Annotated in this window: 25 protein-coding genes; 2 read left to right on the forward strand and 23 right to left on the reverse strand. The window is 62.9% G+C overall.

Annotated features, from left to right (window positions below; genetic code table 11):
* Positions 1 to 75: 75 nt before the first annotated feature.
* From PGB28_RS00005 to PGB28_RS00025, 5 genes are all read right to left on the reverse strand, one after another.
* Positions 76 to 252, reverse strand: a complete 177-nt coding sequence (locus PGB28_RS00005; protein ID WP_271419413.1) for a hypothetical protein — start codon at positions 250 to 252, stop codon at positions 76 to 78.
* 120 nt (positions 253 to 372) lie between these two features.
* Positions 373 to 939, reverse strand: a complete 567-nt coding sequence (locus PGB28_RS00010; protein WP_271419414.1) for a sarcosine oxidase subunit gamma — start codon at positions 937 to 939, stop codon at positions 373 to 375.
* On the reverse strand, positions 932 to 3,946 hold the full coding sequence (locus PGB28_RS00015) for a sarcosine oxidase subunit alpha family protein (RefSeq protein WP_271419415.1): 3,015 nt from the start codon (positions 3,944 to 3,946) through the stop codon (positions 932 to 934). The genes PGB28_RS00010 and PGB28_RS00015 overlap by 8 nt, the downstream gene beginning before the upstream one ends.
* A gap of 68 nt (positions 3,947 to 4,014) precedes the next feature.
* Positions 4,015 to 4,344, reverse strand: coding sequence for a sarcosine oxidase subunit delta (locus PGB28_RS00020; RefSeq protein WP_271419416.1), 330 nt, complete (start codon positions 4,342 to 4,344; stop codon positions 4,015 to 4,017).
* 94 nt (positions 4,345 to 4,438) lie between these two features.
* Positions 4,439 to 5,683: a sarcosine oxidase subunit beta family protein gene (locus tag PGB28_RS00025; protein ID WP_271419417.1), complete on the reverse strand. Its 1,245-nt coding sequence runs from the start codon at positions 5,681 to 5,683 to the stop codon at positions 4,439 to 4,441.
* Positions 5,684 to 5,832: 149 nt separating this feature from the next.
* Between PGB28_RS00025 and ruvX the strand changes: the two genes are divergently transcribed.
* The gene (gene ruvX / locus PGB28_RS00030) at positions 5,833 to 6,303 is read left to right on the forward strand and encodes a Holliday junction resolvase RuvX (RefSeq protein ID WP_271419418.1); all 471 of its coding nucleotides are present in this window, start codon (positions 5,833 to 5,835) and stop codon (positions 6,301 to 6,303) included.
* Positions 6,300 to 6,554 carry a DUF1289 domain-containing protein gene (locus tag PGB28_RS00035; RefSeq protein ID WP_271419419.1) on the forward strand — a complete coding sequence of 85 codons (255 nt, stop codon included), beginning with the start codon at positions 6,300 to 6,302 and terminating at the stop codon, positions 6,552 to 6,554. Before ruvX ends, PGB28_RS00035 begins: the two co-directional genes overlap by 4 nt.
* Here PGB28_RS00035 and PGB28_RS00040 read toward each other — a convergent pair.
* From PGB28_RS00040 to hisD, 18 genes are all read right to left on the reverse strand, one after another.
* Entirely contained in the window at positions 6,511 to 6,813 is a 303-nt protein-coding gene (locus PGB28_RS00040) for a hypothetical protein (protein WP_271419420.1), read from the reverse strand. The genes PGB28_RS00035 and PGB28_RS00040 overlap by 44 nt on opposite strands.
* An 18-nt stretch (positions 6,814 to 6,831) precedes the next feature.
* Entirely contained in the window at positions 6,832 to 6,894 is a 63-nt protein-coding gene (locus PGB28_RS21315; protein WP_408636196.1) for a hypothetical protein, read from the reverse strand.
* Positions 6,891 to 7,043 (reverse strand): hypothetical protein, encoded by a 153-nt coding sequence (locus PGB28_RS00045; protein ID WP_271419421.1) that lies wholly within the window; start codon positions 7,041 to 7,043, stop codon positions 6,891 to 6,893. The genes PGB28_RS21315 and PGB28_RS00045 overlap by 4 nt, the downstream gene beginning before the upstream one ends.
* A gap of 190 nt (positions 7,044 to 7,233) precedes the next feature.
* Positions 7,234 to 8,145: a hypothetical protein gene (locus tag PGB28_RS00050; RefSeq protein WP_271419422.1), complete on the reverse strand. Its 912-nt coding sequence runs from the start codon at positions 8,143 to 8,145 to the stop codon at positions 7,234 to 7,236.
* A 110-nt stretch (positions 8,146 to 8,255) separates the two neighbouring features.
* Positions 8,256 to 9,032, reverse strand: a complete 777-nt coding sequence (locus PGB28_RS00055) for a hypothetical protein (protein WP_271419423.1) — start codon at positions 9,030 to 9,032, stop codon at positions 8,256 to 8,258.
* Positions 9,029 to 9,853, reverse strand: coding sequence for a sulfite exporter TauE/SafE family protein (locus PGB28_RS00060; RefSeq protein WP_271419424.1), 825 nt, complete (start codon positions 9,851 to 9,853; stop codon positions 9,029 to 9,031). Before PGB28_RS00060 ends, PGB28_RS00055 begins: the two co-directional genes overlap by 4 nt.
* Before the next feature lie 86 nt (positions 9,854 to 9,939).
* The gene (locus PGB28_RS00065) at positions 9,940 to 10,635 is read right to left on the reverse strand and encodes an RraA family protein (protein WP_271419425.1); all 696 of its coding nucleotides are present in this window, start codon (positions 10,633 to 10,635) and stop codon (positions 9,940 to 9,942) included.
* Between the two features lies 1 nt (position 10,636).
* Entirely contained in the window at positions 10,637 to 11,323 is a 687-nt protein-coding gene (locus tag PGB28_RS00070; protein ID WP_271419426.1) for an alpha/beta fold hydrolase, read from the reverse strand.
* Positions 11,320 to 12,444 carry a cobalamin-independent methionine synthase II family protein gene (locus PGB28_RS00075; RefSeq protein ID WP_271419427.1) on the reverse strand — a complete coding sequence of 375 codons (1,125 nt, stop codon included), beginning with the start codon at positions 12,442 to 12,444 and terminating at the stop codon, positions 11,320 to 11,322. Before PGB28_RS00075 ends, PGB28_RS00070 begins: the two co-directional genes overlap by 4 nt.
* An 18-nt stretch (positions 12,445 to 12,462) precedes the next feature.
* Positions 12,463 to 13,788 (reverse strand): GH1 family beta-glucosidase, encoded by a 1,326-nt coding sequence (locus PGB28_RS00080; RefSeq protein WP_271419733.1) that lies wholly within the window; start codon positions 13,786 to 13,788, stop codon positions 12,463 to 12,465.
* A gap of 4 nt (positions 13,789 to 13,792) precedes the next feature.
* Entirely contained in the window at positions 13,793 to 14,428 is a 636-nt protein-coding gene (locus PGB28_RS00085) for a class I SAM-dependent methyltransferase (protein WP_271419428.1), read from the reverse strand.
* Between the two features lies 1 nt (position 14,429).
* On the reverse strand, positions 14,430 to 15,395 hold the full coding sequence (locus PGB28_RS00090; protein ID WP_271419429.1) for a cupin domain-containing protein: 966 nt from the start codon (positions 15,393 to 15,395) through the stop codon (positions 14,430 to 14,432).
* 137 nt (positions 15,396 to 15,532) lie between these two features.
* Complete coding sequence (locus PGB28_RS00095; protein ID WP_271419734.1) at positions 15,533 to 16,507, reverse strand: nuclear transport factor 2 family protein; 975 nt, start codon at positions 16,505 to 16,507, stop codon at positions 15,533 to 15,535.
* Between the two features lie 18 nt (positions 16,508 to 16,525).
* Entirely contained in the window at positions 16,526 to 17,494 is a 969-nt protein-coding gene (locus PGB28_RS00100; RefSeq protein ID WP_271419430.1) for a nuclear transport factor 2 family protein, read from the reverse strand.
* Positions 17,491 to 18,513 carry a LacI family DNA-binding transcriptional regulator gene (locus PGB28_RS00105; RefSeq protein ID WP_271419431.1) on the reverse strand — a complete coding sequence of 341 codons (1,023 nt, stop codon included), beginning with the start codon at positions 18,511 to 18,513 and terminating at the stop codon, positions 17,491 to 17,493. Before PGB28_RS00105 ends, PGB28_RS00100 begins: the two co-directional genes overlap by 4 nt.
* Positions 18,513 to 19,274, reverse strand: coding sequence for an SDR family NAD(P)-dependent oxidoreductase (locus tag PGB28_RS00110; protein WP_271419432.1), 762 nt, complete (start codon positions 19,272 to 19,274; stop codon positions 18,513 to 18,515). The genes PGB28_RS00105 and PGB28_RS00110 overlap by 1 nt, the downstream gene beginning before the upstream one ends.
* Positions 19,271 to 20,314 carry an ester cyclase gene (locus tag PGB28_RS00115; RefSeq protein ID WP_408636190.1) on the reverse strand — a complete coding sequence of 348 codons (1,044 nt, stop codon included), beginning with the start codon at positions 20,312 to 20,314 and terminating at the stop codon, positions 19,271 to 19,273. The genes PGB28_RS00110 and PGB28_RS00115 overlap by 4 nt, the downstream gene beginning before the upstream one ends.
* A 121-nt stretch (positions 20,315 to 20,435) precedes the next feature.
* Positions 20,436 to 21,764: a histidinol dehydrogenase gene (gene hisD / locus PGB28_RS00120; RefSeq protein ID WP_271419433.1), complete on the reverse strand. Its 1,329-nt coding sequence runs from the start codon at positions 21,762 to 21,764 to the stop codon at positions 20,436 to 20,438.
* Positions 21,765 to 21,780: the final 16 nt, after the last annotated feature.

Below are 21,780 nucleotides of genomic sequence, written 5' to 3' on the forward strand. Positions count from 1 at the left end.
GGCAGACGCCCGACGACGCATAATGGGCGGGCTTGGAAGAGCAAAAAGCAGCATGAAACCTAAACCCGATACACCTTAGATGCGCTGCAAACCTGTCCGAAAAACTGGGACCACTTCAACTGCAATCTCGGGCGAAATAAAGCCGTGCTGCCCGGCTCCGTTGACTTTGCACAGGTAGTTGGCGGCATGTGCTGGCGCAAAGGGCGACAGGATCAATGATGCAACAACAAGTTTCGAAAGAAGCGATGCCATACACAAGTCTCCGGAATGAAAAATCCCGGACGGGCTAGCAATTGACGCCAATTAGCGCAAGGGCATTTATCCTTGCGCCTGGCACCTATCGCCCAATTGGTCGCTGCGGCGTAGTCTGCCTCAGAAAACGCCCACGGCAGAGCCCGGCTGCGCCGAGGTCTTGAACAGGTTGAACACATATTCCGCCACCGAGCGGAAGCAGATCACCTGCGCCCGTGTCTCGCTGTGCAACCAGAAGGCCGCGGGAACCTGCGCCAGCCGGGACCGGCGCAGTTCCCCCACAGGCAGCCCCTCGGGCGAGAGGTCCGCAGGCGACAGCTTGGCCAGCACTTCGCGTACCCCGTCACCGCGCAGCTCGAATGAGGCGCGGGCATCCGACACGTCCACGACCAGCGCATGTGTGTCCTTGAGCAGCGCGTTCATGCTTTCGACGGCGACCGTGACCTCGTGATATGGGCAGAGCACCATCAATTCATCGGGTGACATCCACAGGATGCCACGATCTTCAATGGTCTTGGCCTCGCGCTGGCCCGGCATATCACGCCCGCCGACACCGGTGGCCGCGTTCTTGACAGCGGTCGCGGACAGGTCGCCCCGCAGGGTGATCATGCCCTGTGGCGGCAGCTCAGAGATGGTGACCAGCCCGTCAAAGCGCGCGCCACCCAATGCGTTCACAGGATCAGACATTCTGCATCTCCCCGTCCTTGTCGTAAAAGACCGGATCGACAATTTTCGCGTCGATCATGGTGGTGCCGTCGGTTTTTGCGAACCGGATCACCTCGCCCATGCGGTCCGGCCCGTGCAGGACCAGCCCCATGGCGATGCCCCGGCCCAGCGTCGGCGAATGATAGGTCGAGGTCACCCGGCCAATCACGTTGCGCTGGCCATTCGCGTTGGTGCCCTCGCCCACCGCATAGGCCCCATCGGGCAGGACCGAACCGTCCACGGTTTCCAGCCCGACCAGCTTCCAGCGGTCCTCGCGGGCCATATCGGCGCGCTCATGGGCGCGTTTGCCCATGAAGTCCTCTTTCTTCTTCGAGATCGCCCAGTGGAGGTTCAGATCCTGCGGGATCACCGTGCCATCGGTCTCGTCGCCGATCATGATAAAGCCCTTTTCGGCCCGCATGATATGCAACGCCTCGGTGCCATAGGGCATGACATTGAACTGTTTACCCACGGACATCAGCAGGTCCCAAAGTTCCCGCGCATAAGACGCCTTGACCGCAATCTCATAGCTCAGCTCACCGGAGAAAGAGATACGGTAGACCCTGACCGGGATACCCGCCAGTTCCCCATCGGCCCAGCCCATGAAGGTCAGCGCCTCTTTCGACACATCCATGCCGCCGATCGCTTCCAGCACCTTGCGCGCATTGGGACCGACCACGGCGATCTGGCCGTACTGCTCGGTGACATTGGCCACGTAAACGTCCCAGTCCCACCATTCGCATTGCAGCCAGTCTTCCATATGGGCGTGGATATGATCCGCCCCGCCGGATGTGGTGTGGCACAGGAACGTGTCCTCGTCGATGCGAGCGACCACGCCGTCATCCATGAGAAAACCGTTCTCGTTACACATCAGACCATAGCGGCAACGCCCCGGCTTCAGCGTGGACATCATGTTGGTGTAAAGCATGTCGAGGAATTTCCCCGCATCCTTGCCCTTCACGATCAGCTTGCCCAGCGTCGAGGCATCGAGGAGGCCAAGGTTCTCGCGGGTGTTTTTCACCTCGCGATGAACCGCCTGTTCGGTGGTCTCGCCCGCCTGCTTGATGCAGTAGGGACGGCGCCAATGGCCGACCGGCTCCCATTCCGCGCCGTTCTTGTCGAGCCAGTCATGGATCGGCGTCTTGCGGATCGGCTGGAAAATCTCGGCCCGCGCCTCGCCTGCAATCGCACCCATGGAGATGGGCGTATAGGGCGGCCGGAAGGTCGTGGTGCCCACCTGCGGGATTTCCGCGCCCAGCGCGCCGGACAGGATTGCCAGGCCGTTGATATTGCTGAGTTTCCCTTGATCCGTGGCCATGCCCAGCGTGGTGTAGCGTTTTGCGTGTTCAACCGATTCAAAACCCTCGCGCGCAGCAAGCTGCACGTCGGAGACCTTGACGTCGTTCTGGTAATCCAGCCACGCCTTCATGCGGTGCTTGATCGACGCGCCCTGCGGCATCATCCAGACCGGGGCAAGCGGCGCTTCCACCGCGACGACAGCCTTGGGCGCATCGCTGGTCCGGGTGTCGCCGCTGGCGCGTTCCGCCGCCGCGACCGCGTCTTCCAGCACATCGCCCAGCGTCATGGCACCATTGGCCGCGCCTGCGGGGGTCACGAATGCCTGCCCCTTGTCGCCGGTTGGCGCGCGTGTCAGGTCGGGGCGGAACATGGCGTTTGCCTGGTCCCAGTTCAGCTTGCCACCGCAATGGGACCACAGATGCACCACAGGCGACCAGCCGCCGGACATGGCGACGCATTCGCAGGGGATCTCTTCGATCACCGCGCCGCCCTCGCCCGCATGGGAGCAGATTGCCACGCCGCGCACGCGTTTCGTGCCCATGACATGATCAATCGCGTGGCCCTGATGGATCGCGATGCCCTTGGCGCGCGCCTCGGCCATGAGCGCGCTGTCGGTGGGCAGCACGCGGGCGTCGATGATCGCAGGCACGTCGAGCCCGTGGGATTTCAGCACCAGCGCCGTGCGATAAGCGTCATCGTTGTTGGTCACGATCACCGTGCGGTCACCCGGGCTGATCGCCCAGTTCTCAACATAGTCGCGCACGGCAGAGGCCAGCATGACGCCGGGAATGTCATTGCCTGCAAAGGACAGCGGGCGCTCGATGGCTCCGGTGGCAGTCACGATCTGACCGGCCCGGATGCGCCAGAGCCGGTGACGCGGGCCTTGGGTCGTGGGCGCATGATCGCTCAGACGCTCATAGGCCAGCGCATAACCGTGATCGTAGATGCCCGCGCCCATGGTACGGCTGCGCAGCGTCACGTTCTCCATGGCGTTCAGCGCCGCCAGCAGCCCGGCGATATACTCGGTGACCGGCTGGCCCTCGACCTCGCCGCCATCCACCGGCGCGCGGCCACCCCAATGGGCGGTCTGCTCGACCAGCAGGACGCGTGCCCCGGTCTCGCCCAGACGCTTGGCCGTTTCCAGCCCGGCAATTCCGCCGCCAATGACCAGGTGGTCTACATAAGCATAGAAATGCTCGTAAGTGTCCGCATCGCGCGTCTCGGCATCCGGCGCCTTGCCCAGACCGGCAGATTGGCGAATGACAGGCTCGTAGACATGTTTCCAGAAAGACCGCGGCCACATGAAAGTCTTGTAATAGAACCCTGCGGGCAGGAAGCGGGCGAGCTTGGTATTCACCGCGCCAACGTCAAATTCAAGGCTCGGCCAGTGGTTCTGGGACGTCGCCGACAGACCGTCAAACAGTTCGGTCGTGGTGGCGCGCTGGTTGGGTTCAAACCGCGCACCAGTGCCAAGGCCCACCAGTGCGTTGGGTTCTTCTGCGCCCGAGGCCACCACCCCGCGCGGACGGTGATATTTGAACGACCGGCCCATGAGCATCTGGTCATTGGCCAGAAGCGCCGAGGCAAGCGTATCCCCGGCGCACCCGGTCAGGCGCTTGCCGTTGAAGGTAAAGCTTTGCTGTTTGGACCGGTCGATCAGGCGACCGCCCGTGGCGAGACGTGTGCTCATGTCTCAGGCCCTCGTTCTTTTGGAGGCATCGGAGCCTCCGGCGGGAGTTTTCTTGGCAAGATGAAGCATCAGGAGAATTCTCTCCACTGCCAGCCGGGATGTTTGGCGGTGATGGCGTCCTTGATGTCCTGCGGCGGTTCCAGCGTCTGGGCGGGATAGGTGCCGTAGACCTCAAGCGTGACGGTGTCGCGCGCGGCGAGGAACCACTTTCCGCAACCCGCCGCGTGGCGCCAGCGTTCAAAATGCGGCCCGCGCGGGTTTTCGCGGGTGAAGAGGTAGGAGTGGAACTCGTCATCCGACGAGCCGGGGCCGTAGCGTTTCAGATGCGCTTCGCCGCCGGGGGCGAGTTCGGTTTCATCGGCCTGAATACCGCAATTGGGGCAGTGGAGGGTTAGCATGAGACGACCCTTTCGATCTTGGTCACGAATTCTTCAAAAGAATTCGGACCGTTTTCTTTTGAAGAAAACGGGATGTACGATGTGAGCTTTGACATCAATGCGCCACCCCCGCCGCCACGCTTTCATCAATGAAGCGGCCTTCCTTGAAGCGATCCAGCGAGAACGCATCGGTCAGCGGCGACTGCCCCTTGGCCATCAGTTCCGCCATGCCCCAGCCAGAGCCGGGGATCGCCTTGAAGCCGCCGGTGCCCCAGCCGCAATTGATGAAACAGCCCTCAAGCGGGGTTTTCGACAGGATGGGTGAGCGGTCGCCGGTCATATCCACGATGCCACCCCATTGGCGCAGCATTTTCAGGCGCGAGATCATTGGGAAGGTCTCGACCAGCGCGCGCACGGTTTCCTCGATATGGTGGAACGAGCCGCGCTGGGTGTAGTTGTTATAGCCATCCGCGCCGCCGCCAATGACCATTTCGCCCTTGTCGGACTGGCTCATATAGCCATGCACGGTATTGGCCATGACAACCACATCCATGCAGGGCTTGATCGGCTCTGACACCAGCGCCTGCAGCGCCACGCTCTCCACCGGCAGGCGGAAGCCCGCCATATCGGCCACATGGCCGGAATGCCCCGCCACGACGATGCCCAGCTTGTCACAGCCGATATCGCCGCGCGTGGTGGTCACGCCGGTGACCTTGCCACCCTCCTGGCGCACGCCGGTCACTTCGCATTTCTGGATCACGTGCATGCCCATGTCCGAGCAGGCCCGCGCATAGCCCCAGGCCACCGCATCGTGGCGCGCGGTCCCGGCCCGCGCCTGCCACAGTGCGCCCAGCACCGGGTAACGCGGCCCGTCGAGATTGATGATCGGCACCAGTTCCTTGACCCGCCCCGGCGAAATCCATTCCGTCGTCACGCCCTGCAGCGCGTTGGCATGGGCGGTGCGCTGGTAGCCGCGGATCTCGTGCTGGGTCTGGGCCAGCATCATCACGCCACGGGGAGAGAACATGACGTTGTAGTTCAGGTCCTGGCTCATCGTCTCATAGAGCGAGCGGGCCTTTTCGTAGATTGCCGCCGAGGGGTCCTGAAGATAATTCGAGCGGATGATCGTGGTGTTGCGGCCCGTGTTGCCGCCACCCAGCCAGCCTTTTTCAATCACAGCCACGTTGGTAATGCCGAAATTCTTGCCAAGGTAATACGCGGTGGCAAGGCCATGGCCCCCTGCCCCGATGATGATCACCTCGTATTTCTTTTTCGGTTCCGGCGACGCCCAGGCGCGCTCCCATCCCATGTGGTAGCGTGCGGCTTCGCGGGCGACGGCAAAGGCGGAATATGATCTCATGGCGCTCGAATCCCGGGGGTGTTTCTTGGGGTCTTTCTGGACTCTATGCCGGTTTTGGCCGTGATCAAATCCGCCACAATGCGGGGCGTTCGCGACATGGCTGTCGCAAATGCCTTTCTCTTGGCAAAAACAGGGGTTAGAGGGGGCGCATGATCCATGATGAGATACAGGATTTCGCCGCCGCTTTGCCATCCATGACCGCCCTGATGGGGCTGGATCTGGGCGACAAGACCATTGGCGTGGCGGTGTCGGACAGCTTCCGCTCGGTGGCAACGCCGCTGGAGACGGTGAAGCGCCGCAAATTCGGTCTGGACGCCGCGCGTCTGCAAGAGATTGTCGCGGATCGCGCCATCGGCGGCATCATCCTGGGCCTGCCGCGCAATATGGACGGCTCTGAGGGGCCGCGTTGCCAGTCGACCCGTGCCTTTGCCCGCAATTTCAGCCGCTTGTGGGATGGCCCGATCGGGTTCTGGGACGAACGCCTGTCCACCGTGGCCGCTGAGCGCGCGCTGTTGGAGGCGGATACGTCGCGAAAACGTCGCTCCGAGGTGATCGACCATGTGGCAGCGTCCTATATCCTCCAAGGTGTGCTGGACCGTTTGCAGCATCTGAACACATGAGAGACGGAGACGCCCGGGTGAAGGACGAAGTCTGGAAACGCAACGAGATCGAGAGCCCATGCGTGAAAATCTGCGTGGTGCATCCCGAGGCGCGGATCTGCACCGGCTGCCTGCGTTCCATCGACGAAATCACCCGCTGGTCCAAGATGAGCCATGAGGAGCGGCGCGAGGTGATGGAGGCGCTGCCCGAGCGCAAAGGCTTGCTGATCAAACGGCGCGGCGGGCGCGCGGCGCGGCTGGGGCGCGGCTGACCGTGGCCACAACAATCGCATCCTCCCCGGTGCCCTGCACGATATCCACGTCATCCGCCGCAGCCTCCGGCGCGGTGGAGGGCACCACCGAGACATCGGTGCTCAGGTCGAACCCTGCGGGCAGGCAGATGGCGATCTGGTCCTCGGCACCATTGTAATCGGTGATCACCGGTGCGTCGAAATCAACCTCGTCTGCCAGCACATTGAACGTATCGGCCCCAGTGCCGCCGGAGGCTTCATCGCCATTGAGGAACAGCACGTCATCGCCGCCACCGCCCTAGACGGTATCGGCCCCGCGCTCACCATTGATCGTGTCATTTCCCGCCTGACCGTCGATCACGTCATCACCCCGCGGATCGACGATGTCGTCATCGGCACCGCCCCCTCGAACAACGGAACCAGTCCAACCACAGCAAATAGTCCAAGCAGAATTGGCAGCGCACCCATGACCCCCCAGAAGTTAACCGAATATAAATCGAAGACTTTCAAACGCGCCGCCTCAAATCGGCGACATGTCGTGATATAGATGACAGTTCCGCATATAACGCGGGTATTGTCCCCATTTCCGAAACGAAACGATCAATCTCAGGCTGCCACCACGAAACCCGGAGCGCCAAAAAGAATAACCCGCTCCGGGCGCGATTCGGAGCGGGTTTTCAAAACACTGATTTAGCTGGGCTTATTGGCCCCACATCAGATGAATGTGGTCCGGGCTCACGGTGCCGAAACCGCCGCGGATGATGGCAGCAACAAGCCGGTTCTGCCCGTCGTCAACCACCACGGAGGCGTCTTCGCCGGTGTCACCGCCGGGCTCGACGGACACAGTCGCATCCTCGGACACACCGTCTTCGAGCGACAGGACCAGGTCCTCTTCATCGGGGCGGAAATCCTCAATGATGACGGGGCCGTCTTCGCCCTCCGCCGGGTCGGTCGGATCATCAGGTTGTGCGGGCTCAGGGTCACCCGTGGCCCCCGGAACAACGGGGGCCGTTCCCGCGTCGTCGTCACCGGTCTCCGGTTCGGGCTCCGCCGGAACCTCGCCGCCATCGCTGCCCTCTTCAGCACCGGGCCCAAAGGGCGCAACCGGGTCGGTTTCCTCACCACCGGTCAGACTGTCGGGATCCCAGTCGGTCTCGAAACCAAAGAGTTCCGCAAGATCGAGCGCTGCGGCAGTGACGTCATGCATACCGCTGCCGCCGGACCCTGCCGCGGTGTCATCGCCCGTCAGCGTATCGTCTCCGGTGGTGGTATCGTCGCCAGTCACCGTATCGTTGCCGGTTACAGTATCATCGCCGGTCACCGTGTCGTCGCCGGTTACAGTATCATCGCCGGTCACCGTATCGTCGCCAGTGTCGGATTCGTCATCTTCCGACGCTTCTTCGCCACCCAACGGGCCATCCGTGAACCGCGTCTCGAAGAAGCCCGGGATGCTGTTCAGTATGCCCCAAATGCTGTCATTGTCGACATCCCTCGGGTCAAAGCTATCCCCGAAATCATCGTCGTCAGAGTCGTCATATCCGGTAATGCCGGTCAGCCCCACGGCTCCTGCACCAGCGACACCGACGCCAAGCAACAAAAGAAGTTCAAGCATGATCAACCCTCCTGATCTTGCCCGGTTTTGTGCGTTTTGAATGCGCCTAAACTTTGTCTCGAATAAGATTGTTTCCGAAACAGAGACGGCAATTTCCTGACATGCGCGTTTTAGGGCAGCGCCAGCCAATCGGGGATTTCAGCCAGTTGCGGGCGGAAATAGGCGATCATCCGGCCCTCGGGCGGCGCGGTGGCCGTGTCGGCAAACCCTGCGATGCCGTGCAGCACCTGCCGATGCAGGATCAATGCCTCTCCGGGCCGTGCATGCAATTCCAGACGCGGGCATGCGTCAAAGACGCGGCGGCGGGCGGACTGGTACGCGTCGGTCACATCCGTGTCCCGCTCCCGGGCGTCCGTCATGCCGCCCAGTACCTGCTCAAATGCCTGTTTCATGATCAGGTGACTGCCGTCCCACACCACCAGCGGCGCGGCGTCCGGGCTTGTCTCGTTCAACGGAATTCCAAGGATAAAGCCATGCGGTTCATGCAAATGCCGCCGCCGCTTGTCCCCCACCGGCAACAACCCATCCACATGGGCCGCGTCGCGGTGTTGCCGATAGCGAAACGCCGCGTCGCTTTCACCGGCGCGGGGCTTTGGGTAGCCCGGTCGCACGACCGAGACCTGCGCCCGGTGCCAGTGTTGTGCGCCATAGAGCGCCGTCAACTCTTCCACCGCGCGCCCGGCCAGAGAGACATCGCCAATGGAGCCGTCCGGCGCATTGTGCAGCACATCGACACCGACGAACCACGTCTTGTCGCATTGCCACTGCTGGCTGTGCTCATCCGACTCGATCGCGTCGCGCGCAATCTCTGCGGCACGGGCAGCCCAGTCGGCAAGCCGGGGATCATGGGGCAGTTTGGCCCAGCCACGCGCCAGCAGCGTTTTCAATAGCCCAGCGCCTTGCGCAGCATGTTCAGCGCCACGAGGATCAGGAAAGCCGCAAAGACGCGCTTGAGCGGCTTGGGGTCCATCGCATGGGCGATGCGCACACCGACAGGCGCGGTGATGAGCGTCATGGCAATGACGATGGCAAAGGCCACGAGATTGACCGCCCCGATGGTCAGCGGCGGGCGCTGGTCCGGCGCAATGTCCAGAAACAGGAAACCGATCACCGAAGGCACAGCGATCAGCACACCAAAGCCCGCCGCGGTCGCAACCGCGCGGTGGATCGGCGTGTTATAGAGGCTCATCAGCGGCACCCCGAAACTGCCCCCGCCGATGCCCATGAGCACAGACAGGAAGCCCACAACGGGCGACAGGATTGCGCGCGGCAACCCGGTCGGCATGGCCTCTCCCAGCCGCCAATGGGCGCGTCCAAAAGCCAAGTAGAGCCCGATCACGATCCCCAGCCCGCCAAACACCGCTTGCAACACGACCGAGCGCAGAGAGGACGCCACCAGCACCCCCAGCAGCGCGCCCAGCGCGATGCCCGGCGCCCATGTCCGCAGGATGCCCCAGTCCACCGCGCCTTTCTTGTTATGGCTGTGCACCGAACGCAAAGAGGTCACGATGATCGTCGCCAGCGAGGTGGCCAGACACATCTGCATCAATTGCGGACCGCCATAGCCCAGCGTCTGGAAGGCGTAGAAAAAGGCCGGGACCAGGACAATGCCGCCGCCCACGCCCAAAAGCCCCGCCAGCACCCCGGCAAAGCCGCCGATGACAACCAGCAGAGTGAACATTTGCACCAGAAGCATGGTGTCAGGCATGTGGGTCTCTCCCCTGTGATTGCCCCACGCTTACAGGGGGACGCGCGACGGGAAAAGCACCTTTGCCGGGGCTGACGCCGGATGGCTCAGGTGCGCGCCTTCTCGAACGCGGTCCAGGCGGTCTCGAAGGCGTCAAAATCAAAGCCCGGCTTGCGCGCGGCCTCCAGCACGATCTTTTCGGTGTCGAGCAGTTTGTGAATGGCCGCCTCCAGCTCTGTCTCATACCCCGCCGGGATCACCAGCGCGCCGTGCCGGTCGGCATGGACCAGTTCATTGTCGTCGATCTCGAGGCCAAAGATACGCACCCGCGTGCCGATTTCGCGCACATGGACAAATCCATGGCTGGGGCCGATGCTGCCCGCAATCACCGGGAAACCCTCGGGCAGATCGCCCAGATCACGCATCACCCCATTGGTGAGCGCGCCGCAGAGGCCCAGCCCCTTATGCACGGTCGTGTTGATCTCGCCCCAATAGGCCCCGATGGCGTTGGGCACGTCCAGATCCTCGACCACCGCCAATGCGGGGCGCGGACCGGATGCCATGTGACGGTAATAGTCCATGCGCCGTGCCTTGATCACCTCGGGCGCTTCCGTCGGTGGGGCCAGAGCGGCGATGCGCGCGGTGCGGGCATAGCCCACCAGTGCGCCGGCGTCGGGGTGGCTCGACAGCATGGTGCCGCGGGTGAAGCGGTCAAAGCCGCGCTTGCCCTCGACCACTTCGATGGCGTTGCAAACCGTTGGCGTATCCACCGATTGCAGCAATTTCAAAAGGCTGTCCTGCATGTCACTCCTCCCTGAGCCAGACGGCCAGCGCCTGTGTTGTTTCGTCCGGGGCCTCCAGCGTGGGCAGATGGCCCGCGCCGTCGATGATTTTGAGCGTGGCTTGGGGCAAGAGACCCGCCATCAGCTCATGGCGATGCACAGGGCAAAGCGCATCATGGCGACCACAGAGCACCAGCACCGGTTTGTCATAGGCTTTCAGCGTCTCGGACTGATCAGGCCGGTGCATGAGAGCGATGGATTGGCGGATAAACACCTCTGGCCCCTGCGCCAGCGCCATCTCCATACAAAGGTCCAATATCGCCCCGCGATCCGGGGTGTCCGCCAGGTAATTGGGCTTCATCTCGTCGCGCATAACGCTGGCCAAACCGCCCGCGCGCACCTTGTCCATTTGCGGGCCGCGTCGCGCCTTGACCGTGTCACTTTCGGCCAGCGGGTTGGTGTCCATCAGCGCCAGCCGCGTGACGCGATCCGGGGCTTGCCGGATCACCTCCATTGCGACGATGCCACCCATGGAAAGGCCCGCCAGCGCGAATTGCTCCGGGGCCTCGGCCAGCACGTGTTCGGCCAGTGCCTCGACCGTGTCGGCCCCGCCAATGGGCAGGCACATCCCGCCCAGCGCGTCCATCTGCGGCGCGAAAAGCCGGGCATCACACATCATGCCCGGCAGAAAGACCAGAGGATCGCTCATCCCAGCTTGGCCGCCCCTGCGCTGAGCGCGCCCAGCTTGGCATAGGCGATCTCGGCGTCCACCGCGCCAAAGCCCGCAAAGGTGCCAAAGCCGCAATCGCTGCCCGCGATCACCCGGTCTGCGCCGACGATATCCACGAACCGCTCGATCCGCTGCGCCACAAGGTCCGGATGTTCGACAAAATTGGTCGTCGTATCCACCACACCCGGCACCAGCACCTTGTCGTCGGGAATATCCCCCTTGCGATCCCGGAACACGGTCCATTCATGGCCATGGCGGGGGTTCGAGGTCTCAAAGAGCACATAACGCGCCTTGGCCGACATCAGCGTGTCGAACATCTTGGACATGGGGATGTCGCAGACATGCGGCCCCTCGTAATTGCCCCAGCAGATATGGATGCGGACCTTTTCTGCGGGCACGTCCTGAAGCGCGTGGTTCAGCGCCTCGACATGGGAATTGGCGATCTGGATGAATTCCTCATCTGACAGATCATTGAAGAGCATGTGGCGGGACAACGCGAGATCGGGGCAGTCCAGTTGCAGGTCCAGACCTGCGGCGACGATGGTCTCGTATTCTTCCTTCATGGCATCGGCCAGCGCCGCCAGATAGGCCTCACGCGTCGGATAGAAATCATTCTGCAGGAAGAGAGAGATCACCCCCGGCGAGGCCGCGTTCATGAAGCCGCGCTCCACGCCATGCGTGGCCATCGCCGCCTTGAGATTGGCGATATCCTTTTGCAACTCGCCCTGCCCCTTGGATGTCACCTCGCCCACGCACATCGGTCGCGCATATTGCGGCGTGCCGCCATCATCGGCCAGACGCTTGAGAAAGCTTGGAAATTTCTTCAGATCGGCGGGCGCATTGCGAGGGGAATCGCCGTCAAAACCGGTATAGCGATCCTTGACATAGGTGGCGTAGCTGATCTTGGACGTTTCCCCGTCGGAGACAATGTCGATCCCGGCGTCCTTTTGTTTCCGAACCGTCTCATCCACCGCCGCCGTCATACAGGCGTCGAACGCGGCCTCGTCATAGGATTCGCCATGCTCACGGGCAAAAATGAAATCGACAACATCCTGGGTCCGGGGGAGCGAGCCGACATGGGTGGTTTTGATCCGGGACATGAGGTGCCTTTCTGTGATTTATCGCGCCAAGGCGGCGGCCAGCGCGTGATAGGAGGATTTGGGTGTACGGGTCTGGGTGGCGTAATCCACATGGACAAGGCCAAAGCGCTTGTCATAGCCAAAGGCCCATTCGTAATTGTCCAGAAGCGACCAATAGAAAAAGCCGCGCAGGTCAACGCCATCAGAGATGGCGCGGCGGGCGGCGGCGAGATGCCCGTCGATATAGCCAATGCGTACCGGGTCATGCACTGCGCACGCGTTCAGGTGGTCATCGCCCGCCATGCCGTTTTCCGTCACATAGATCGGCAGGCCCTTGGCGGGGCCATCGCTCAGGCGGGTGAGGATTTCGTAAAGCCCCTCAGGGCGTATTTCCCAGCCCATATCGGTTTTGGGCAGCGGGCCTTCGACCTGTTTGTAGCTGGGCCACGGGGTGTCCGCATCATGCGCGTAATTCGCCCGCGTGTAGTAATTCACCCCCAGCCAGTCGAGCGGCGTGGCGATGATGTCCATATCCGCCTCCCAGCCCATCGGCATATGCGGGGCCAACCCCTCCATCGCCTCGGCCGGGTATCCCTGCCCCGCCATGGCCTCGATGAACCAGCGGTTATAGATCGCGTCACCGCGCGCGGCGGCGGCAATATCCTCGGGCGCGTCGCTGGCCGGGGTGGCGGTTTCGAAATTCAGAACGATGCCCAGCTCTTTCGCCCCTGCCCCGCGCAGCGCCTGCATCGCGGTGCCATGCGCCAGCAGCACGTGATGCATCGCATGGGCGGCGGCGCGGATATCGCGCATCCCCGGCGCATGCGCCCCCACGAAATGCGACAGCCATGCCACGCACCACGGCTCGTTCAGCGTCGCGGTCGAGGCGACTCGGTCGCCCAAACGCGCATGGACCAGCTCCGCATAGTCAGTGAACCAGCCCGCCACATCACGGTTCATCCAGCCGCCGAGCCCGGCCAAGGCCGAGGGCAGATCCCAGTGATAGAGCGTCAGGAAGGGTTTCATCCCGCGTTCCAGCACCCCGTCCACCAGCCGGTCATAGAAATCGAGCCCCGCCGCGTTCACCGCGCCGCGCCCCTCGGGCAGGATACGGGGCCATGCGGTCGAGAAACGGTAGGAATCCATGCCTGCGGCTTGCAGGAGATCAAGGTCCCCCTCCCACCGGTGGTAATGGTCACAGGCCACCGCCCCGTCATGCGCGCCAAACACATTGCCCGGTGTGGCGGCGAATGTGTCCCAATGGCAGGGACCGGCCCCGCCCGAGGCCATGCCCTCGATCTGGTAGGCGGCGGTGGCCGCGCCAAACAGGAAATGCTCGGGGAAATCGCTGCGGGATATGGTCAATGTGTCAGTCATCGGTGTCGGCCTCCTCCGGGAATGCATCTTTACGCGCCATAACGACGGTATGGGAATTACACTCCGGGTCTTCGGCCAGAAAGCCGGTGAGCCGCAACCCCTGTTCCAGCAGGATCGTGGCATATTCCGCCGGGGCAAGGCTGGCGTGATAGACCGTGCGGCCCGCCACGGTGCCGGTGGTCTCGCCCTGATTGGGGCCTGTGGTGAACATCAGAGATCCGCCACGGTTCAGATGCAGCGCCATGCGGCGCAAAACGGGACGTTGTTCGTCCATCGTCAGGTGGAACAAGCTGTTCCAGGCGATGATGCCGTCGAAGGTCTCGCCAAGGTCCAGATCGCGCATATCCGCCTCGCGCCAGTCGCCCTGCGGCCAGCGTTGGCGCGCGATTTCCAGCATCGCCGACGAAAAATCCACGCCGGTCACGGCAAAACCTTCGGCCATGAACCAGCGCGCAATCGGCTCGCCCGCGCCACAGCCAAGGTCAAGCACGCGCCCCCCGTCCGGCAGGCAGGCCGCAAACCGCGCCAGCCAGCGCGCCTCGAACAAGGCGCGCGAGCGTTGCGCATCATAGGCGGCGGCCTGCGCATCATAGATGTCCCGGGTCTGGTCGGGGGACGCGTCTGTCATCTCAGCCTTTCCAGGTGAGGCCCGCGGGATCGTCGGTTCCCACGATGTGATAGAGCGCGGCCTCGCCGGTCATCGACGGCACGGCGGAGTGATTGACGTTTTCCGGCACCGACATCGTGTCGCCCGGGGCCAGCACGGTGGAGCCCCCCTCCCAATCGACGCGCCAATGGCCCTTGACCGGCATCAGGACCGAGGGGCGGTCATGGCTGTGTTTGGTATCCGTCGCGGACGCGCGGGTGATGAAATCAACCTCAAACCCCGGCTTGTCCTTCAAAAGCCCGGTCTCGCCGATCACCTTGCAGGGCTTTTTGTCGGACAGCGCCACCATGTCCCAATAGCGCGCCACGTGGTTGGGCAGCACTTCGGCCGTCGTCGGCTCAGGGCGTTTGGCCAGTTCCTCGTCCGACATGAGCGGCATGGGCTTCACACCTTCGGGCAGGCGCTGCTGCTTTTTGCTGTCATAAAGCTTGCCGTCTTCGCCAAGAACAAGCCCATGATCGGCGGCATCCTCGATCACCTGCGGCGCCCACATCACGCCGCCCCCGGCATCGTCGCCGCCGAGGATTGCCATGATCATCCCGTAATCGGTGCCGATATTCTCGAACCCCCGGAACACGCCGGTAGGGATGTTGAAGATGTCGCCCTCTTCCAGCGTGACCTCGCCCGCGTCACCCCAGCGGCCCCAGAAAAAGCGCCAGCGCCCGGAGAGGACGAAAAACGCCTCAGCCGTGCGGTGATCATGCAGCGAGTTGCGGCATTTCGGCGGCTGGCCCGCTGCGCCGATGTTGAAGCCATGTTCGATGGAGATATGCACATGCTGGTCAGGGGATTCGGAAACGCCCCCGCCGATGATGGTGAAGTTTTCCTTTTGATCGCTGCCGGGCGTATGGGCGTCGATAAAGGCGGTTTTGCAGGGTTGCAGCTCGCCGTAGCGGACGATGCGGGCTTCCATGTCTTGCGGTGTCATTGTCAAGTTCCTTGATATGTCGTTTTCCGATTGAGTGAGTGATCAGAAAACGCGACCCGGCGGGTGCGGGTTGAGCCGCTCGGCGCGGCGCGCCTGAAACAACATATGCAGGCGGCGGGATATTTCGGACTGGCGGATCACATCTCCCCCGTCTGCAAAAGAATCTGTTTCCAGATCGCCACCTCGTCGATCAGCGTGAATTCCCGGCGCAGGCCAAAGGGGCCGAACTCGGCATGGGTGATCCCCATGATATAAACCTCCGCCCCCGTGGGGCGGCCAAAGCTGCCCCAGCCGCTATGCTTGCCATAAAGGCTCCACCGTATAGCGGCGCGGGGCGGCATAAGCGCGTCTTCGCGTCCGATCACATGGTCCACCGAAAACGCCGCGTGCGGGAAGGCCGCGCGCAGCCCCATCCAGAACTGATCGGCCCCGTTATGGCCTTCGGTGTCATGGCCACCGGGATAATGCAGCGCGGCACCCCGGTCATATTCACCCGGAATCACTGTGAAATCCGCGCCTGCAATGCGGGTCACGATATCGGCAAGCTTTTCACCCCATTCATTGTCATTGCCCTTGCCCGCATATGGCCCCGCCACGTCATTGGCGGGCGTCATGGGTTGAACGCAATGCTCCGGCCCGCCCTCATCCCGGATGAGCTGCGCGGCATAATCCCGGGGTGTCATCCCCAACTGCCTTGCAATCGCGCCTTGGTCCCGCACCAACCATTCATCGTTGATCTGGTTCTCTGCGGCATGGCAATCGGCCAGAATACGATACCGCAGCCGCTTGCCCGAGGCCGCGCCATAGGCTCCGTCATGGGCGTGGGTTGCCGTTGAAATCAGCCGGTGCGAGCTTAGGAAACCTCCGCTTGGGGCGTCGCACCAGATCACATCCTCACCCAGCAATTGCCGGTCCGGAAACTCCGCCAGCGTCGCCATGGTCGCGCCGATGACGCCTCTATTGCCCACCACAACCGAGGCGGGCGAGCGCACGACAATCTCCTTGCCGTAATACTGGTGCAGTGTGGCGATGCCGCGATCTTCCCAGATCTCGCGGGTCACGCCGAGGATATAGTCTACCGGGTCGCTCCAGCGTGGGGCAAAACCTGTCATCGGATGCTCAACCATGGGTCAGCCCTGCTGCATGAAGATCTGTTTCCAGATCGACACATGATCAAACAGCGTCCATTCGCGGCGCAACCCGTAGGGGCCAAACTCCGCATGGGTGAAGCCCATCACATAGACCTCGGCCCCGGTGGGCTGACCGAACATGCCCCAGCCGTCATGCTTGCCGTGCAGGCTCCAGCGGATGGCCGCGCGCGGCGACAGCATCGGGTCCTCGCGGCCGATCTGGTGCTCGATGGCGAATGTGGCGTTGGGGAAGGACGCGCGAAGCCCCATCCAGAGCTTTTCGGTATCCGCCCAGCTATGCACAGTGGTGGAGGCGGGATGTTCGGTCTGCACCGCGCGGTCATATTCAGCACGGATCACGCCGAAATCCTTGTCCATCATCCGGGTCAGGATGTCACCCATGCGATGGCCCCATTCATTGTCATTGCCGCGCGATTTATACGGCCCCTCCACATCCACCGCCGGGCAGAAGGGTTTCACGCAGTTCTCCGGCCCGCCTTCGCGCGCGATCAGATCGCGGGCGAATTGCTGTGGGTCCATGCCCAGTTGCTTTACAATGCCCGCAGTATCGCGGATCAGCCATTCATCATTGATCTGGTCATTGATCGCCGCGCAATCGGCAATCGCCCGGATCACGAACCGCTTGCCCGTGGGTGGCCCGAAATACCCGCCGCCAGTATGCGTGCCCATGGTCAATAACCGGTGAGACGAGAGGAACCCCTCTTCCTCGTTGCCGGACCAGATCACATCCTCGCCGGTCAGCTCGCGGTCGGGAAATTCCGCCAACGTGGCCAGCGTGCCATTGATCGTGCGCTGGTTGCCGATCGAGACGCCTTCCGGGAACCGCATCGGGATGTCGTCGGAATAATAGTGGTTCAGCGTCGCCAAACCCCGCTCTTCCCAGATTTCATGGGTGATCCCCAGAATATAATCGGGAAAATCCTTCCAGCGGTTCGAAAACCCCTTCATGCGCTCCATCCTTCCGGAATGCGGGCCGATCCGCGCAGGATCAAAGGCCCTTCGATTTCAATCTTTTGCGCCGGGCGCGCCGGGTCCGCGATCTGGCCCAGAAGCGTGTCCACCGTGGCGTCCACCATGCGGTTGACCGGCTGACGCAGGCTGGTCAGGTCATAAGCGCCCCAGGCGGCCAAAGGCACATCGTCATAGCCCACAACAGACACATCCTCGGGCACGCGCAGGCCCAACTCGCCGCGCAGCACATCCATCACGGCGAAGGCCATGTGATCGTTGCCGACAAAGATCGCGTCCGGCGGATCAGGCCGCGCCATGAGGGTGCGCGTCGCCTCCGCCGCATGCTCGCGTTTATACATGCCGTCGATCTCGGCCAGCAGCGTCATGCCCGCCGCCTCAAGCCCCATGCGAAATCCCATCGACCGGTCGCGCCCGGTGGACGATCCGCTCCAGCCCGCGATATGGGCGATGCGTTGATGCCCGCCCGCGACGAGGAACTCCGCCACCCTGCGCCCGCCTGCGATATTGCCCGAGGTCACGGAACTCAGCCCGCTGCCATCCTGGCCCCGGTTGAACATGACCACCGGAATGCCCGCCGCCGCACAACGCTCGGTAAGAACGGAACTCATCGACACCGAGGCGGTGATGATCCCGTCCACCTGGTAATCCATCAATTCGCTGACGATCTCCTCGATGCCTTCGCTGGCATCGGGGAGCATGAAGACAAGGATGTGATACCCCTGCTCCTGCAGCACGGTCGACAGCCGTTCCAGCGCCACCGGGTAGAACTGGTTGTCGAGATAGCCCACGAGAAGCCCGATGATCCGGCTCTTGCCGGTGATCATCGCCCGGGCCAGCGAATTGGGGCGATAGCCAAGCTCTTCCGCCGCCGCGCGCACCTTTGCGATCGTCGCCTTGGAGGCCGAGGCACCGGAAAACACACGGCTGACCGCCGACTGGCTGACGCCTGCCTTCTTCGCCACATGCAGCGAGGTTATGCGCCCGCTCTCCGGCATCACTCGGCCGTCCAGCCGCCATCGACAAGCAACGCCGTGCCTGTCACCAGCGCGGAAGCGTCCGTTGCCAGATAGGTGACCGCGCCCATGATGTCTTCGACCTCACCGACGCGGCCCAGTTTGATCTTGTCCTCGATCCATTTCACACGCTCGGGGTTCTCGAACGTGGCTTCCGTGAGTGGTGTGCGGATGAAGGTCGGACAGATCGTATTGATGCGGATACCGCTTTTGCCCCATTCGATGGCCATGGCTTTCACCATGCCCTCGACCCCGTGCTTGGTGGCGCAATAGACCGCCCGGTCAATGCCGCCCACATGGCCCATCTGGGACGAGATATGGATGATGGAGCCCTTGATCCCCGCCCCCTGCATGGCGCGCGCGGCCTCGGTCGACAGGAAATAGGCCCCGCGCAGATTGACGCCCATCACCGCGTCATAATCGGCGGGATCGGTGTCCAGCGCCGCGCTGTGGCGGCCCAGACCGGCGGCATTGACCACCACGTCAAAGGCGGTGTCGGAAAGCGCGGCCTTGACCGCGTCCAGATCGCCCACATCCAGTGCCAGAGCTTCGGCGGAAAACCCTGCCGCTTGCATCTCGGCCACCGCGGCCTCAAGCCGCTCCACGCCACGCGCGGCACAGGTCACATGCGCGCCCGCCTCGGCCAGCGCCACGGCACAGCCCAGCCCGATTCCGGAACTGGCACCGGTCACCAGCGCGCGTTTGCCATCCAGGCGGAAAGACGGGGTACGGGGCAGGCTCATGATACTCTCCAATCGGGAAGCGGGACGGCACCACCGGGGCGCGCCCTGTTAAACTCACGCATCCGCGCCAGCACATCAACGCCAAGCTGGCGGTACATGTCCAGCAGATCGACAAGAACCCAGTTCTCGCGGATCAGCCCATCCTCCAGCCGCCAGAAATCAAGACTGCACAGCAGCACTTCGCGCTCCGAGGGCGCAATCCCCATCCAGCCATCACCGGAAAGGGTCAGCCGCATATTGGGCCAACCGGTTTCACAGACATAGGCGCCCTGCGCAAACCAATGGGACATGAGATCCCCCATCGCATCAAGCTTGCGATCCGGCATGCCGCGCAGGAACGGCTCCTGATGCCAATTGCGAAAACCGGAAATGCCGCGCGCCGTGCCGATCCCCGCAGGCCCGTACCAGTTGAGCCGCGGATGCCAGTAGCGCTCAAGCTGCATGACGCCCGGGTCAGGATCGCCGGGATATTTGCACAGGTCCGTCAGCATGGCGATGACATGCTCCATTGCCGACTGCCCGTCGCCCGTGGCGCTCAGCCCGTCCTGCGACATCGGCGCCGGCGTGGCGAGGAACCTGCCCAGTTGCGGCGCCATGGGCCAGGCCCCGGCCTGCATCATCAGCTCAGGGATATCCCAGATCGCCTGCATCTCGACGACGCGGCCCGCCTCGATGCGGAAAAACTCGTGATAGCGCATATGCGCCAGATGCCCGGTGGGCGGGATATCCAGGAACGGAGCCAGAAATGTGCCCATGTAATTGCCGCAGGTGCCGACCCAGTCCTGTCCTTCCGGCGTCGTCCCGGCCATCACGATCACGTCGCGCCGCTCCAGATCCGGCATGGCACTCAGAAGCGGCGCGAGACAGGTGTCGAAATACGCCGCCCCGCCGCTCAACGTGCCAAACGGATGGCAGAGCTTCAGCTCTGCGTCCCCGGCAAAAAGCTCCGCACATACCGCCCGCGCGCCTTCAGCCGTCGCAGTCTCCATGACGCGCCGGTATGCGGTAAAAGCTGCCTTCAGATCTTCTGACTGATCCATTCTTCTTCTGTTTCAAAATACCTCGGGGGGTGTGGGGGGCTGGCCCCCCACGTTGTTGTGCGGTCCGGGGGCAGAGCCCCCGTGGGTAGATCACAGGCGCAAGCCCGCTGGCACAAGCACCTTATTCCGCCGCCTGAACCGGCTCGGCCGCCGCGCCATAAGGCACATTGCGCCCGCCATAACGGCGCACGCGGATGTTGCATTGCTCGGCATGGCCCACGAAGCCCTCCAGCATGCACAGCCGCGAGCCATATTCGCCGATCATCGCCGCTGCCTCATCAGTGGTCACGCGCTGATAGGAATGGGTTTTCAGGAACTTGCCCACCCAGAGCCCGCCAGTATAGCGGCCAGCCTTCTTGGTGGGCAGCGTGTGGTTGGTGCCGATCACCTTGTCGCCATTGGCCACATTGGTGCGCGGGCCAAGGAAGAGCGCGCCATAGCTATGCATGTTCTCCAGGAACCAGTCATCACGGTCGGTCATGACCTGCACATGCTCATAGGCCATGTCATTGGCCACGGCGAGCATCTCGTCATAGCTGTCGCAAAGGATCACATCGCCATAATCCCGCCAACTGGCAGATGCCGTCTCGGCGGTCGGGATGATCCCCAAGAGCCGCTCGCATTCCGCCATGGTGTCGCGCGCCAGCTTCTCGGAATTGGTGATCAGACAGGCGGGACTGTTATAGCCGTGCTCGGCCTGCCCGATCAGGTCGGTGGCGCACATCTCGGCATCCACCGTCTCGTCGGCAATGACCATGGTCTCGGTCGGCCCGGCAAAGAGGTCGATACCCACCCGGCCATAAAGCTGGCGCTTGGCCTCGGCCACAAAGGCATTGCCGGGACCAACCAGCATATGCACTGGCTCGATGGTCTCGGTGCCGATGGCCATGGCACCCACCGCCTGAATACCGCCCAAAGCGTAGATTTCATGCGCGCCGCCCAGATGCATGGCGGCGATCACCGCCGGGTTCGGCTCCCCCTGAAATGGCGCGGTGGCAGCCACGATGCGCGGCACGCCTGCCACGGTGGCGGTGGCCACGGACATATGCGCCGAGGCGACCATGGGGAACTTGCCCGCAGGCACGTAGCAGCCCACCGATTGCACGGGGATATTCTTGTGCCCCAGCACCACGCCGGGCAGCGTCTCGATCTCGATATCTTTCATCGAATCCCGCTGCGCCTGGGCGAAATTGCGCACCTGCTCCTGCGCGAATTTGATGTCTTCCATATCGCGGGTCGAGACCTTGGACATCAGCGCCTCGATCTGGCCGTCGCTCAGACGGAAGCTCTCGGGCGCGTAATTGTCGAATTTCTGGCTCATCTCGCGCACGGCAGCATCACCCCGCGCCTCGATATCGGCCAGCGCGTTTTCCACCACGCCGCGGACCTTGGCGTCTTCCTCGGCCTTTTCCGCCTCGGGTTTGGAACGTTTGAGATGTTGGATTGTCATGGCAAACCTCTTGTTC

It is taken from the genome of Primorskyibacter aestuariivivens (assembly GCF_028023675.1).
Taxonomy (GTDB): Bacteria; Pseudomonadota; Alphaproteobacteria; order Rhodobacterales; family Rhodobacteraceae; genus Marinovum; species Marinovum aestuariivivens.

What these genes read in the sequence shown, in the direction of transcription:
- PGB28_RS00005 (WP_271419413.1), bottom strand. Translation starts at nt 252, where the DNA reads ATGGCATCGCTTCTTTCGAAACTTGTTGTTGCATCATTGATCCTGTCG.
- PGB28_RS00010 (WP_271419414.1), bottom strand. Translation starts at nt 939, where the DNA reads ATGTCTGATCCTGTGAACGCATTGGGTGGCGCGCGCTTTGACGGGCTG.
- PGB28_RS00015 (WP_271419415.1), bottom strand. Translation starts at nt 3,946, where the DNA reads ATGAGCACACGTCTCGCCACGGGCGGTCGCCTGATCGACCGGTCCAAA.
- PGB28_RS00020 (WP_271419416.1), bottom strand. Translation starts at nt 4,344, where the DNA reads ATGCTAACCCTCCACTGCCCCAATTGCGGTATTCAGGCCGATGAAACC.
- PGB28_RS00025 (WP_271419417.1), bottom strand. Translation starts at nt 5,683, where the DNA reads ATGAGATCATATTCCGCCTTTGCCGTCGCCCGCGAAGCCGCACGCTAC.
- ruvX (WP_271419418.1), top strand. Translation starts at nt 5,833, where the DNA reads ATGATCCATGATGAGATACAGGATTTCGCCGCCGCTTTGCCATCCATG.
- PGB28_RS00035 (WP_271419419.1), top strand. Translation starts at nt 6,300, where the DNA reads ATGAGAGACGGAGACGCCCGGGTGAAGGACGAAGTCTGGAAACGCAAC.
- PGB28_RS00050 (WP_271419422.1), bottom strand. Translation starts at nt 8,145, where the DNA reads ATGCTTGAACTTCTTTTGTTGCTTGGCGTCGGTGTCGCTGGTGCAGGA.
- PGB28_RS00060 (WP_271419424.1), bottom strand. Translation starts at nt 9,853, where the DNA reads ATGCCTGACACCATGCTTCTGGTGCAAATGTTCACTCTGCTGGTTGTC.
- PGB28_RS00065 (WP_271419425.1), bottom strand. Translation starts at nt 10,635, where the DNA reads ATGCAGGACAGCCTTTTGAAATTGCTGCAATCGGTGGATACGCCAACG.
- PGB28_RS00070 (WP_271419426.1), bottom strand. Translation starts at nt 11,323, where the DNA reads ATGAGCGATCCTCTGGTCTTTCTGCCGGGCATGATGTGTGATGCCCGG.
- PGB28_RS00075 (WP_271419427.1), bottom strand. Translation starts at nt 12,444, where the DNA reads ATGTCCCGGATCAAAACCACCCATGTCGGCTCGCTCCCCCGGACCCAG.
- PGB28_RS00085 (WP_271419428.1), bottom strand. Translation starts at nt 14,428, where the DNA reads ATGACAGACGCGTCCCCCGACCAGACCCGGGACATCTATGATGCGCAG.
- PGB28_RS00090 (WP_271419429.1), bottom strand. Translation starts at nt 15,395, where the DNA reads ATGACACCGCAAGACATGGAAGCCCGCATCGTCCGCTACGGCGAGCTG.
- PGB28_RS00095 (WP_271419734.1), bottom strand. Translation starts at nt 16,507, where the DNA reads ATGACAGGTTTTGCCCCACGCTGGAGCGACCCGGTAGACTATATCCTC.
- PGB28_RS00100 (WP_271419430.1), bottom strand. Translation starts at nt 17,494, where the DNA reads ATGAAGGGGTTTTCGAACCGCTGGAAGGATTTTCCCGATTATATTCTG.
- PGB28_RS00105 (WP_271419431.1), bottom strand. Translation starts at nt 18,513, where the DNA reads ATGCCGGAGAGCGGGCGCATAACCTCGCTGCATGTGGCGAAGAAGGCA.
- PGB28_RS00110 (WP_271419432.1), bottom strand. Translation starts at nt 19,274, where the DNA reads ATGAGCCTGCCCCGTACCCCGTCTTTCCGCCTGGATGGCAAACGCGCG.
- PGB28_RS00115 (WP_408636190.1), bottom strand. Translation starts at nt 20,314, where the DNA reads ATGGATCAGTCAGAAGATCTGAAGGCAGCTTTTACCGCATACCGGCGC.
- hisD (WP_271419433.1), bottom strand. Translation starts at nt 21,764, where the DNA reads ATGACAATCCAACATCTCAAACGTTCCAAACCCGAGGCGGAAAAGGCC.